General features: G+C 61.9%; 16 protein-coding genes. 13 read left to right on the forward strand and 3 right to left on the reverse strand.

The features are described from left to right. Nucleotides 1–42: 42 nt before the first annotated feature. The 5 genes from ubiE (at nt 43) to GTP69_RS24595 (ending at nt 4,550) form a co-directional block, all read left to right on the forward strand. Nucleotides 43–777, forward strand: coding sequence for a bifunctional demethylmenaquinone methyltransferase/2-methoxy-6-polyprenyl-1,4-benzoquinol methylase UbiE (gene ubiE / locus GTP69_RS24575; RefSeq protein ID WP_110846474.1), 735 nt, complete (start codon nt 43–45; stop codon nt 775–777). Nucleotides 778–791: 14 nt separating this feature from the next. After that, nucleotides 792–1,700, forward strand: coding sequence for a Tim44 domain-containing protein (locus tag GTP69_RS24580; RefSeq protein ID WP_161057342.1), 909 nt, complete (start codon nt 792–794; stop codon nt 1,698–1,700). A gap of 77 nt (nt 1,701–1,777) precedes the next feature. Continuing rightward, a complete protein-coding gene (locus tag GTP69_RS24585; protein WP_161057343.1) occupies nt 1,778–2,386 on the forward strand; it encodes a ubiquinone biosynthesis accessory factor UbiJ in 609 nt (202 codons plus the stop codon). Further along, entirely contained in the window at nt 2,383–3,951 is a 1,569-nt protein-coding gene (gene ubiB / locus GTP69_RS24590; protein ID WP_161057372.1) for a ubiquinone biosynthesis regulatory protein kinase UbiB, read from the forward strand. Before GTP69_RS24585 ends, ubiB begins: the two co-directional genes overlap by 4 nt. A gap of 5 nt (nt 3,952–3,956) precedes the next feature. Further along, a complete protein-coding gene (locus tag GTP69_RS24595) occupies nt 3,957–4,550 on the forward strand; it encodes a methyltransferase domain-containing protein (protein ID WP_161057344.1) in 594 nt (197 codons plus the stop codon). Between the two features lie 6 nt (nt 4,551–4,556). Here the strand turns inward: GTP69_RS24595 and GTP69_RS24600 are convergent, their stop codons facing one another. The 3 genes from GTP69_RS24600 to GTP69_RS24610 form a co-directional block, all read right to left on the reverse strand. Further along, nucleotides 4,557–4,922, reverse strand: a complete 366-nt coding sequence (locus GTP69_RS24600; RefSeq protein WP_308494461.1) for a YXWGXW repeat-containing protein — start codon at nt 4,920–4,922, stop codon at nt 4,557–4,559. Nucleotides 4,923–5,003: 81 nt separating this feature from the next. Continuing rightward, the gene (locus tag GTP69_RS24605) at nt 5,004–5,342 is read right to left on the reverse strand and encodes a hypothetical protein (RefSeq protein WP_161057345.1); all 339 of its coding nucleotides are present in this window, start codon (nt 5,340–5,342) and stop codon (nt 5,004–5,006) included. Continuing rightward, nucleotides 5,342–5,548, reverse strand: coding sequence for a hypothetical protein (locus GTP69_RS24610; RefSeq protein ID WP_161057346.1), 207 nt, complete (start codon nt 5,546–5,548; stop codon nt 5,342–5,344). Before GTP69_RS24610 ends, GTP69_RS24605 begins: the two co-directional genes overlap by 1 nt. A 242-nt stretch (nt 5,549–5,790) precedes the next feature. Here GTP69_RS24610 and GTP69_RS24615 point away from each other — a divergent pair, with 242 nt between their 5' ends. From GTP69_RS24615 to GTP69_RS24650, 8 genes are all read left to right on the forward strand, one after another. Further along, nucleotides 5,791–6,078 carry an FmdB family zinc ribbon protein gene (locus GTP69_RS24615; protein ID WP_161057347.1) on the forward strand — a complete coding sequence of 96 codons (288 nt, stop codon included), beginning with the start codon at nt 5,791–5,793 and terminating at the stop codon, nt 6,076–6,078. Nucleotides 6,079–6,107: 29 nt separating this feature from the next. Continuing rightward, nucleotides 6,108–6,743, forward strand: a complete 636-nt coding sequence (locus tag GTP69_RS24620) for a DUF502 domain-containing protein (protein WP_161057348.1) — start codon at nt 6,108–6,110, stop codon at nt 6,741–6,743. Nucleotides 6,744–6,780: 37 nt separating this feature from the next. Continuing rightward, nucleotides 6,781–8,580, forward strand: a complete 1,800-nt coding sequence (gene aspS / locus GTP69_RS24625) for an aspartate--tRNA ligase (protein WP_202424556.1) — start codon at nt 6,781–6,783, stop codon at nt 8,578–8,580. A gap of 50 nt (nt 8,581–8,630) precedes the next feature. Then, nucleotides 8,631–9,107, forward strand: a complete 477-nt coding sequence (gene nudB / locus GTP69_RS24630; protein ID WP_161057350.1) for a dihydroneopterin triphosphate diphosphatase — start codon at nt 8,631–8,633, stop codon at nt 9,105–9,107. A gap of 112 nt (nt 9,108–9,219) precedes the next feature. Then, a complete protein-coding gene (locus tag GTP69_RS24635; protein ID WP_161057351.1) occupies nt 9,220–10,038 on the forward strand; it encodes an endonuclease/exonuclease/phosphatase family protein in 819 nt (272 codons plus the stop codon). A gap of 9 nt (nt 10,039–10,047) precedes the next feature. Continuing rightward, nucleotides 10,048–11,211 carry a cardiolipin synthase ClsB gene (gene clsB, locus GTP69_RS24640; RefSeq protein WP_161057352.1) on the forward strand — a complete coding sequence of 388 codons (1,164 nt, stop codon included), beginning with the start codon at nt 10,048–10,050 and terminating at the stop codon, nt 11,209–11,211. Next, complete coding sequence (locus GTP69_RS24645) at nt 11,208–11,579, forward strand: RNA-binding S4 domain-containing protein (RefSeq protein ID WP_161057353.1); 372 nt, start codon at nt 11,208–11,210, stop codon at nt 11,577–11,579. The genes clsB and GTP69_RS24645 overlap by 4 nt, the downstream gene beginning before the upstream one ends. A gap of 217 nt (nt 11,580–11,796) precedes the next feature. Further along, nucleotides 11,797–12,420 carry a TetR/AcrR family transcriptional regulator gene (locus GTP69_RS24650; RefSeq protein WP_110846488.1) on the forward strand — a complete coding sequence of 208 codons (624 nt, stop codon included), beginning with the start codon at nt 11,797–11,799 and terminating at the stop codon, nt 12,418–12,420. The last annotated feature ends 18 nt before the right edge of the window (nt 12,421–12,438 follow it).

Raw genomic sequence — 12,438 nt, forward strand, 5'->3', positions numbered from 1 at the left:
GTCAGCTTGTATAATGCTGGCAAACTAACAGGCCTGCATACCATGACCAATACCACTCACTTCGGTTACAAGACCGTCGCGGAAGAAGATAAAGTCCGCGAAGTTGCCAAGGTTTTCCATTCTGTCGCCGCCAAGTACGACATCATGAACGACGTCATGTCGGCTGGCCTGCACCGCGTCTGGAAGATCTTCACCATCGCTAACGCGGCCGTGCGTCCGGGCTTCAAATGCCTGGATATCGCCGGCGGCACCGGCGACCTGGCCAAGGTGTTCGCCAAGCAGGCCGGCCCGACCGGTGAAGTCTGGCTGACCGACATCAACGAGTCGATGTTGCGCGTTGGCCGCGACCGCCTCTTGAATCGCGGCCTGATGACCCCCACCTTATTGTGCGATGCCGAGAAACTGCCTTTCCCGGACAACTATTTCGACCGCGTCAGCGTCGCCTTCGGCCTGCGCAATATGACGCACAAAGACCAGGCGCTGAAGGAAATGCGCCGCGTGCTGAAGCCGGGCGGCAAGCTGCTGGTGCTGGAATTCTCGAAAGTGGCCGAGCCGCTGCAAAAGCCCTACGACATCTACTCGTTCAAGGTGCTGCCGTGGATGGGCCAGAAAATCGCCGGCGACGCGGAAAGCTATCGCTACCTTGCGGAATCGATCCGCATGCACCCGGACCAGGAAACGCTGAAAACCATGATGGAAGAAGCGGGCCTGGAACGCGTAACGTATTACAACTTGACGGCAGGTGTGGCCGCTTTACACACCGGTATCAAAATGTAATGACTGGAGTGACCATGAACTTGAAAAAAATCCTGATCGGCGCGGTAATCGCCGTGTCCGCCATGTCGATGCTGAGCGAGGCGATTGCCCGTCCTGCCGGCGGTGGCCGTTCGTTTGGCCGCCAGTCGCAGAACGTCAATCGCATGCCTGCTCAACCTGCGCCGCAGCAAGCGCCACGCCAGGCCCAGCCTGCGCCAGCGCCGGGCACGCCGCCGGTGGCCGCACCGAAACCTAGCCCTTGGAAGGGCATTCTCGGCGGTGCGCTGCTGGGTCTGGGCCTGGGCGCCTTGTTCTCGCACTTCGGTCTGGGCGGTGCGCTGGGTGGCGCGATTGGCTCGATCATCATGCTGGCGCTGCTGGCAGGTGTGGTGTTCTTCATCTTCCGCCTGATTCGCGGCAAATCGCAACCGGCCGCTGCGCCGGCGGCTTTTGGCGGCAACCAGAATGTGTATTCGATGCCGCCGCAAGGCGGTTCGGCGACGCCGGACATCGGTTCGCGTCTGCAACCAGCCGCCCAGCCAGTGCCGGTGCAGCCGCATCAGCAATGGGGCGTGCCGGGCGACTTCGACCAGGCGACCTTCCTGCGCGTCGCCAAAAGCAATTTCATCCGCCTGCAAGCGGCGTGGGATAAAGGCGATGTGGCCGATATCCGCGAATTCACCACGCCGGAAGTGTTTGCCGAAATGAAGATGCAGATCAGCGAACGCACCGTGGCCGATTACACCGATGTGGTCAGCATCGATGCCGAGCTGCTGGGCATTGAGACCAGCGACACCGAGTATCTGGCGAGCGTCAAGTTCACCGGCATGATCAAGCCGGCGCCGGATGCACTGGCCGAGCCGTACCACGAAGTGTGGAACCTGGCCAAGCCGGTCAACGGTTCCAGCGGCTGGCTGCTGGCAGGTATCCAGCAACTGGCGTAATCAACCCGGCTGTGCCGGTAAAACTGGTAAGATCAAGGCCGCCCTCATCGGGCGGTTTTGTTTTGAACGGCTATCACATGATTTCATTGAATCCAGGCAGTTTCTCCGCAGCGCCCGCCAGCGCCGCCATCAACCACTTGCTGGCGCAGGAGCCATGGGCGCGCCAGGAGTTGCTGCGTCACGCCGGCAAGACCGCCAGCATCGACGCCGGCAGCGTCGCGCTGCGCCTGCGCGTGACCGCCGACGGCTATCTGGAACCGGCGCCCACCGATGAGCCGGCCCGCGTCACCATCCGCGTCAAACTGTCCGACCTGCCGCTGATCGCGCAAAACCGCGAGCGCGCCTTCTCCTACGTGCAGATCGAAGGCGATGCCGAATTCGCCAACGCCATCTCCAGCCTGAGTAAATCACTGCGCTGGGAAGCCGAGCACGACCTGGAAAAAGTGGTCGGCCCGATCATCGCCGTGCGCGCCGTCTCCGGCGCCAGGGCCGCGTTTGAAGCGGTCAAGGCCGGCCACCAGAAGCTGGCCGAAAACGTCGCCGAATTCCTGCTCGACGAAAAACAGGTGCTGGTGCGGCCGCACACCGTGGAAGCTTTCTCGGCCGAGGTCAGTCGCCTGCGCGACGATGTCGAACGCACCGCCAAGCGCCTCGCCAAACTGGAACAGAAACTGGGATCACAATAATGCAGAAATTCTTGCGCCTGCTGAAAATTCTGCGGGTATCGGTACGCTACGGCCTCGACGAAATCGCTATCTCCGGCCTGAAAAAGCCGCGTATTGCCAAGCTGATCGACACGGTAATCTTCTGGCGCGACCTGTCTGCGCCGCGCGGCGTGCGGCTGCGCATGGCGCTGGAAGAACTGGGGCCGATCTTCGTCAAGTTCGGCCAGGTGCTGTCGACCCGCAGCGACCTGATCCCGGCCGACCTGGTGATCGAACTGTCGCGCTTGCAGGACCGGGTGCCGCCGTTCGACTCCGACCTGGCCGTGGCGCAAATCCAGAAATCGCTGGGCGCCCATCCGGACCAGCTGTTTGCCACCTTTGAACGCACGCCGGTGGCCTCGGCCTCGATCGCGCAGGTGCACTTCGCCACGCTCAAGGATGGCCGCCAGGTGGCGGTCAAGGTGCTGCGTCCGGGCATGAAGAAGTCCATCGACGAGGACGTGGCGCTGATGCACATCGCCGCCGAATGGATCGGCAACGTCTGGGCCGACAGCAAGCGCCTGAAGCCGAAAGAGGTCGTGGCCGAGTTCGACAAGTACCTGCACGACGAGCTGGACCTGATGCGCGAAGCCGCCAACGCCAGCCAGCTGCGCCGCAACTTCGCCGATTCCCAGCTGCTGCTGGTGCCGGAGATGCACTGGGATTACTGCTCGCCGAGCGTGATCGTGATGGAGCGCATGCACGGCATTCCGGTGTCGCAGATCGACCGCCTGGCGGCTGCCGGCGTAGACCTGAAAAAGCTGTCCAGCGACGGCGTGGAAATCTTCTTTACGCAAGTGTTCCGCGACGGTTTCTTCCACGCGGACATGCATCCGGGGAACATCCTGGTGTCGATCGAGCCAGAGACGTTCGGCCGCTACATCGCGCTGGACTTCGGCATCGTCGGCACGCTGACCGATTACGACAAGGATTACCTGTCGCAGAATTTCCTGGCCTTCTTCCGCCGCGACTACAAGCGCGTGGCCGAGGCCCACATCGAGTCCGGCTGGGCGCCGAAGGAGACCCGCGTCGATGAGCTGGAATCGGCGGTGCGCGCCTGCTGCGAGCCGATCTTCGACCGTCCGCTGAAGGATATTTCCTTCGGCCAGATCCTGCTGCGTTTATTCCAGACCTCGCGCCGCTTCAACGTTGAAGTGCAGCCGCAACTGGTGCTGCTGCAAAAGACGCTGCTGAATATCGAAGGCCTGGGCCGCCAGCTCGATCCCGACCTGGACCTGTGGAAAACCGCCAAGCCCTACCTGGAAAACTGGATGGGCGAGCAGGTCGGCTGGAAAGGCTTCTTGCAGCGCCTGAAAGCCGAGGCGCCGCGCTATGCCCACATCTTCCCGCAACTCCCGCGCCTGGCGCATCAGGCGCTGGAGCGGCATGCCGAAAGGCCGAACGACAACACCGAGCTGATCAAGGTGCTGATCAACGAACAGCAGCGCACCAATCGGCTGCTAAGCCTGGTGATCTACTTCGCCGGCGCGTTTGCGCTGGGCGTGGCCGGCTTTAATCTGTACCAGCGCTTCCACCATCTGCTGTAAGCGCCATGGCAGATTTCCAGCAGCGTGATCCGTTGTCGCCGGCGTTCTGGGATGAGCGCTTCGAGCGCCATTTCACGCCGTGGGACAAGGGCGGCGTGCCGCAAGCCTTGCAGGATTTCGTCGCCGCCAACTCGCCGCTGACCACGCTGATTCCCGGCTGCGGCTCGGCCTATGAACTGGCGTTTCTGGCCGGGCAGGGCTGGGATGCTACCGCCATCGATTTCTCGCCCGCTGCCGTGGCGCAGGGCAAGCTGGCGGCCGGCGTGCATGCGGCGCGGGTGGTGGAGGCGGATTTCTTTGCATGGCAGCCGGCGGCGCCGTTGCAATTGATCTACGAACGGGCTTTTCTATGCGCGATGCCGCGCGCCATGTGGCCGCAGGTGGCGGCGCGCTGGGCACAGCTGCTGACGCCGGGGGCGCTGCTGGCAGGGTATTTCTTCTTTGACGATGCGGCCAAGGGGCCGCCGTTCGGCATCCAGCGCGAACAGCTGGAGCAGCTGCTGCGCGCGGATTTCGAGTGCATCGCCGACGACGCCGTCAGCGACTCCATCCCGGTGTTCGCCGGCAAGGAGCGCTGGATGGTGTGGCGGCGACGCTAGCGTTAATTAATTGCGACGTGGATTGTTTGGATGGTCGTCACGGCCGTTCGGCACGCCGTCATGATCGCTGTCGCCACGCGCCCAGCTGCCGCGCGTCATTTCCCAGTGACCATTACGTTCAGCCCAGGTTGGCTGATGGTAGACATAGCCGCGGCGCTCGCGCTCCCAGTGACCTTTGGTCCACACGTGACGATTGTTGCGCCAGTCCCAATAGCCTGGCGCCCACACATAGCCGTGGCGTGGCGCTGGCACCACTTCATCGCGCGGCGCCGGCGGCGCGGTCTGCACCACGATCACGGCAGCCGAGGCTGGCAGGGTAAACGTACCGGCGGAAGCCGCAATGGCGGCAGCAAGCAAAAGTTTCTTCATCATGTTGAGCTCCTCTTTGTAAGGTGTGCTTACCGTTATAAAGAGGTCGGCCACGCTTGTCTGTGCGCGCGGCCGCATATCAGCTCAGCTGCGGATGGCGTAGCCGGAGTCGTCCCGCTTGTGCGGCATCAACAACAGCATCAGCGCCCCGCAGGCCAGCATCGCCCAGCCGGACGGTTCCGGTACGGGGCTGGCGAGCTGCACCGGCGCGGCCTGCGCCGACGCGTGCAGCTGTGCATCGCTGTCAGGCGTGATCACGGCGGCGGTGTCCAGCGGCGGCTCGGCGTTGATGCTGAGCGTCAGATGGTCGGACGCCAGCGTCACCGGGCCGCGCTGTTCATCGAGAAATTCATGCGCGCGCATGGCCGACGCCTGGCCGGCCGCCAGCAGCGCGCTGCACAGCAGGAAAATCGCGCGGCGCATCACTCGCCTGATTTAACAGTCCGGCGGGCAGGCAGTTTGGGCAGGTAGCGCAGGGATTGCAGACCCACCATCACCGCCATGCACAACAGCACGGCGCGGCGATGCATCGGTTCATCCGGCGTCTGGGCGACAAATTTGTTGGAAGCGGCAAAAGCAGGAGCGGAAAGGCAAGCAGCGAGAAGGCTCGCGTACAGCGTTTTTTTCATGGTATTTCCCAAAGAATCAAAGAGTTGGAGCGTCGTAAGTCCGGGACGGCTAACGAGGCGACGATTCAGGGATTGGGAAATCAGCGCTTGTAGGCAAGTATTAAAACATGCTGACAAACAATAAGCGAATAGATTTTTGCTATGAAAACGATTACCGATGGGAGCTTGGCGACAGGAAACAGTCAGATGGCGCGCAAAAGGCTTTATAATTCAGGGTTTTGATGATTTTTGCGGAGTAAGAGATGCCGATCTACGCGTACCGCTGCGAAGCCTGCGGTTTTGCCAAGGACGTCTTGCAGAAGATTTCCGACCCGCAGCTGACGGTTTGCCCGTCGTGCGGTAAAGAGTCGTTTAAAAAGCAAGTAACCGCTGCCGGTTTCCAGTTGAAGGGTTCCGGCTGGTATGTGACCGATTTCCGAGGCGGCACGCCGCCGGCCACCGGCACCGCGCCGGCGTCGACGTCGGACAGCGCCCCAGCACCGGCCCCGGCGCCCGCGCCAGCCAAGACGGGCGGCACCGGCGACACCTGAAGCTCTCCCATCCACACAGAAGGACCTCGATGCGTAAATATTTCATTACCGGCCTGCTGATCCTGGTGCCACTGGCGATTACCGCCTGGGTGCTGAACCTGGTGATCAGCACCATGGACCAGTCGCTGCTGTTCGTGCCGGAACGCTGGCAGCCGCGCACCCTGGTCGGCTTCGACATTCCTGGCCTGGGCACCTTGCTGACCGTCGTCATCGTGTTCCTGACCGGCCTGCTGACCAACAACCTGGTCGGCAACTACGTGGTCAAGCTGTGGGAAAAACTGCTGACCCGGATTCCGGTGGTCAGCTCGCTGTATTCGAGTGTCAAGCAGGTGTCGGACACGCTGTTCTCGTCGTCTGGCAACGCCTTCCGCAAGGCGGTGCTGATTCCGTATCCGCACCAGAATTCGTGGACCATCGCCTTCCTGACCGGCACGCCGGGCGGGGACGTGAAGAACCACCTGGTGGGCGAGTATGTGAGCGTGTACATCCCGACCACGCCGAATCCGACCTCGGGCTTTTTCCTGATGATGGCCAAGAAGGATGTGGTCGAACTCGACATGAGTGTCGATGCGGCCCTGAAGTACATCGTTTCGATGGGCGTGGTGGCGCCGGAAGACGCGCCGAAAACCATCGTCCTGCCAGACACTGAAACCAAGATTAACTGAGTAACTTAACCTGAACCGAGAAATAAACATGTCCTCAATGCGTACTCACTACTGCGGCCTCACCACTGAAGCGCTGCTTGGCCAAACCGTCAGCCTGTGCGGCTGGGTACACCGTCGCCGCGACCACGGCGGGGTGATCTTCATCGACCTGCGCGACCGCGAAGGCCTGGTGCAGATCGTATGCAATCCGGAACAGGCTGAAGTATTCAAGGCCGCCGAATCCGTGCGTAACGAGTTCTGCCTGCGCGTGACCGGCGTGGTCAAGGACCGCCTGGCCGGCACCGTCAACAGCAACCTGAAATCGGGCAAGATCGAAGTGGTGTGCTCGCAACTGGAAGTGCTGAACGCCTCCGTGGCCGTGCCGTTCCAGCTGGACGACGACAACCTGTCGGAAACCACCCGCCTGACCCACCGCGTGCTGGACCTGCGTCGTCCACAGATGCAGAACAACCTGCGCCTGCGCTACAAGGTGACGATGGAAGTGCGCAAGTACCTGGACGAGCTGGGCTTCATCGACATCGAAACCCCGATGCTGACCAAGTCGACCCCGGAAGGTGCGCGCGACTACCTGGTGCCGTCGCGCGTCAACGCCGGCAGCTTCTTCGCGCTGCCGCAGTCGCCACAGCTGTTCAAGCAGCTGCTGATGGTGGCCAACTTCGACCGTTACTACCAGATCACCAAGTGCTTCCGCGACGAAGACCTGCGCGCCGACCGCCAGCCGGAATTCACCCAGATCGACTGCGAAACCTCGTTCCTGACCGAACAGGAAATCCGCGATCTGTTCGAAGACATGATCCGCAAAACGTTCAAGAACACCATGGACGTCGACCTGCCTAACCCGTTCCCGGTGATGGACTTCGCCGAAGCCATGGGCAGCTACGGTTCGGACAAGCCGGACATGCGCGTCAAGCTGCAGTTCACCGAACTGACCGAAGTGGTCAAAAACGTCGAATTCAAGATCTTCAACAGCGCCGCCAACCTGCCGAACGGCCGCGTGGTCGGTCTGCGCGTACCGAAAGGCGGTTCGATGCCGCGTTCGGAAATCGATGCGTACACCCAGTTCGTCGCCATCTACGGCGCGCGCGGCCTGGCGTACATCAAGGTCAACGAGAAAGCCAAAGGCCGTGACGGTCTGCAATCGCCGATCGTCAAATCGATCGACGACGCCACCCTGGCCACCATCCTGGAACTGACCGGCGCCGAAGACGGCGACCTGATCTTCTTCGGTGCGGACAAAGCCAAAGTGGTGAACGACGCCATCGGCGCGCTGCGCGTGAAGATCGGCCACTCGGAATTCGGCAAGGCCGCCGGCCTGTTCGACGACGTCTGGGCGCCGCTGTGGGTGATCGACTTCCCGATGTTCGAGTACGACGAAGAAGGCGACCGCTGGACCGCGACCCACCACCCTTTCACCGCGCCAAAAGACGGCCACGAAGACTGGCTGGAAACCAATCCGGGCGCCTGCATCGCCAAGGCCTACGACATGGTGCTGAACGGCTGGGAACTGGGCGGCGGTTCGATCCGTATCCACCGCGAAGACGTGCAGTCGAAAGTGTTCCGCGCACTGAAGATCGACGCCGACGAAGCCCGCCTGAAGTTCGGCTTCCTGCTGGACGCGCTGCAATACGGCGCGCCGCCGCACGGTGGCCTGGCATTCGGCCTGGACCGCATCGTGACGCTGATGACCAAGTCGGACTCGATCCGCGACGTCATCGCCTTCCCGAAAACCCAGCGCGCGCAGGATCTGCTGACCCACGCGCCGTCGGAAGTGGACGAGAAGCAACTGAAAGAGCTGCATATCCGTCTGCGCGCCGTTGAGCCGAAAGTGGCTGGCTAATCTGTCTCATCTGGAAAAGGCGCTGCGGCGCCTTTTCTTTTAGCGCGTTTATGAAGCCTTACAAGATACCCGAATCCGTGCTGGTGGTGATCCACACCGCCGACCTGCACGTGCTGCTGATCGAGCGCGCCGACAAGCCGGGCTACTGGCAATCGGTGACCGGTTCGCTGGACGCGCCGGACGAGCCGCTGTTGCAGACGGCCGCGCGCGAGCTGTTCGAGGAAACCGGTATCGTCGCCGACGGCGAGCGCATCGCGCTGCGCGACTGGCGGCTGTCCAACATCTATGAAATCTACCCGGTCTGGCGCCACCGCTACGCGCCCGGCGTCACCCAAAATACCGAGCACGTCTTCAGCGTCGAAGTGCCGCGCGACAGCGTCATCACGCTCAGTCCGCGCGAACATCTGAATTACGTCTGGCTACCGTATCTGGAAGCCGCCGACAAATGCTTCTCCGCCTCCAACGCCGAAGCCATCCTGCAGCTGCCTCGTTTCAGCGGTCATTCCGGCGACGGCCGGAATCCATAACCGTTCGTTTGCCTGCGAGCTCGGCATGGATTCCGGCGTGCGCCGGAATGACGGTTGCTTATGTGCGGCGGCGCACGCCCCCGAATGCGATCTCGGGAGTAAAATGTGTCGCATGAAGATCCGAGTCGCTACCTACAATATCCACAAGGGCGTTTCCAGCATACGCGCGGAACCGCGCGTGATGGCCTTGAAACAAGCCATCGGCCAGTTCGACGCCGATGTGGTTTTTTTGCAGGAAGTGCAGGGCAAGCACGACCTTAAGGCCGCCAAATACGGCGCCGAACACCTGGGCCACAAGCACTGGCCCGCTGCGGCGCAGCATGAATATTTTGCCGGCGAATCGCGCCATTTGCACGCCGCCTACGGCATGAATGCAGTCTACGACCACGGCCACCATGGCAACGCGCTGCTGAGCGCCTTCCCGATCGCCAGCCAGGCCAACCGCGACGTCTCCGACCACGCCTATGAGCAGCGCGGCATCCTGCACTGCATGCTGGACACGCCGCGCGGCCCGGTGCATTGCTACGTTGTCCATCTGGGCCTGTTTGAAAGCGGCCGCCGGCGCCAGACCCAGGCGCTGATCGCCGCCGTCAAGGAAACCGCGCCGCATGGCGAACCGGTGGTCATCGCCGGCGATTTCAACGACTGGCGCAACACCCTCAGCACCGAACTGCGTAACGCGCTGGGCGTGGTCGAGGCCTTCGACGAGATCGAAGGCGCCAACAGCGCGCTGGGTGAGATCATGCGCAAGCTGCGCCGCAAGAGCAGCGTCAATCCGGCCCGTACCTTCCCGGCCGCGCTGCCGTTCTTCCGCCTGGACCGCATCTACGTGCGCGGCTTCCGGGTGGAGACGGCCGAGGTAATGCATGGTAGTCTGTGGGCCAAGCTCTCAGACCACGCTCCCATCGTCGCCTCGCTGACGCTGGCTTGAGCGCACACTATGCGCCCTGTAAATTTTATCGCCGATAACGACGTTACGCTGCTGCATACCGGGACCGATTTTTTCCCGGCGCTGATCGGCGCTATCGACGCTGCGCAGTACGAAGTCTATTTCGAAACCTATATCTTCGCCGGCGACGACACCGGCCTGAGCGTGCAGGCCGCGCTGATCCGCGCCGCCCAGCGCGGCGTGCAGGTGCGCATGATTACCGACTGGTGGGGCACCGGCCGCCGCCAGGTCAACAGCATGCATGCGCAGCTGGTGGCGCAGGGCGTCGAGCACCGCATGTTCAATCCGTGGTTCCTGCGCGGCGTCACCCGCACCCATCGCAAGATCTGCGTGGTGGACCGCAACGTCGCCTATGTTGGCGGCATCAACATCAACGACGATATGTTCTGCGATTACGATCACAGCAAGGCGCTATCGGCGCCGCGCTGGGATTTCGCGGTGCAGGTGCGCGGCCCGCTGGTGGCCGACATCCAGCTGGAGGCGGTGACGCAGTGGCGCCGTCTCGGCAAACTCAGCATCATCAAGCGGATCGGCCTGTACCGCGACATGCGCAAGGTGGAGAAGATCGCCGCCGCCCACGCGGTGCAGGCCGGCTTCGTGGTGCGCGACAACCTGCGCAACCGCCACACCATCCAGCGCGCCTACCTGCAGGCGCTGGGGCAGGCGCGCAAGAGTGTGCTGCTGGCCAACCCGTATTTCGCGCCGAGCCGCAAGCTGCGCCGCGCCTTGACCTCGGCCGCCGAGCGCGGCGTCGAGGTGGTGCTGCTGATCGGCGTCGGCGAGATCTGGCTGCAGGATGCGGTGGCGCATTCCTTCTACCCGAAGCTGCTTGCAGCCGGCGTCAAAGTGGTGGAATATCACAAGACGCAGTTGCACGCCAAGGTCGCCGTCATCGATGACGACTGGGCCACGGTCGGTTCCAGCAATGTAGACGGGCTGAGCCTGTTCCTGAACCAGGAAGCCAATGTGGTGATCAAGGATGCGGTGTTTGCGCAGACGCTGCGCCAGCGCATCGAGACGGCGATTGCCGACGGCAAGGTCATCACTTATGATGACTTCGCGCACGTCGGCCATGTGAAGCGTATCGGCTACGAGATTGCGTTTGTGTTCTACAAGTTATTAATGCGGGTGTTCGCTGTGGGGAAATACGCGTGAGTGAAGGTGTACGACTGGATAAATGGCTGTGGGCGGCGCGCTTCTTCAAGACCCGCTCGCTGGCGTGCGATGCGGTGGACCGCAACAAGGTGACCGTCAATGGCGACCGCGTCAAGCCGGCGCGCACGGTCAAGCTGGGCGACGTGCTGGAAATCGACAACGGCTCCGATCAGTGGGAAGTCGATGTAATGGGTTTGTCCGATGTGCGCGGCTCGGCCACCATCGCCCGCAACCTGTATGAAGAAACCGAAGTCAGCGTCGCACGGCGTGCGGCGGTGGCCGAAAACCGCCGCTTGTTCCGCGAGCCGGGCACCACCATCAAAGGCCGTCCGACCAAACGCGACCGCCGCGAATTGGACAAACTCTAACTTAGTTTCCCCTCCGCATGCTTATTCTATTGCTGCTTTGCAGCAATAGAACCCCACCTCTAAAGGTACTGTTTGACATTCACCCCCAAGTGGATAATAGTACGAGCGTTCGCAATTCTTTTCACACAGAGTAAATTTAAGTAGAGCAGAATATTCGTTTCTCTCAAACGCCTTTTTTACCCTGGGATGCAATCTTATTAATACCTCAACTAAATTTATGCGCAAAGGCGAGTTAACACGCGCGGCAATCCTGGATGTGGCGCTCGACCTGGCTAGCCGTGATGGTCTGGAAGGTCTGACCATCGGATTGCTCGCGGATAAGATGAACATGAGCAAATCCGGCGTGTTCGCGCATTTCGGCTCGCGTGAAGATTTGCAGTTGGAAGTGCTGAAGCTGTATCACCACCGTTTCGAACAGGAAGTGTTCTTCCCGAGCGTGAAAGAGCCACGCGGCATCCAGCGCCTGCAAGCGATGTTTGCGCGCTGGGTCAAGCGGGTCAGCGTCGAAGTGGCGTCGGGCTGTATCTATATCAGCGGCGCGGTCGAGTATGACGACCGGCCCGGCCCGATCCGCGAAGAGCTGATGGCCATGGTTGGCGCCTGGCAGGGCGCGCTGCTGCGCTGCGTGAAGCAGTGCATCGAGACCGGCGACCTGCAAGAGGGCATCGACCCGCAGCAGCTGGTCTACGAGATGTACGGCCTGATCCTGGCCCTGCACCACGACGGCCGCTTCCTGCGCATTCCCGGCAGCCTGGAACGCGCGGGCAGGGGCTTTGAGCGCCTGATCGAAACGTATCGCAATCCGCAGTCGCCGGCAGCGGTGGTTGCAAACGCCAATTAACTAATTCAAACACTACAG

Origin of the sequence: Duganella levis, assembly GCF_009857605.1 — a bacterium.
Taxonomy (GTDB): domain Bacteria; phylum Pseudomonadota; class Gammaproteobacteria; order Burkholderiales; family Burkholderiaceae_D; genus Rugamonas; species Rugamonas levis.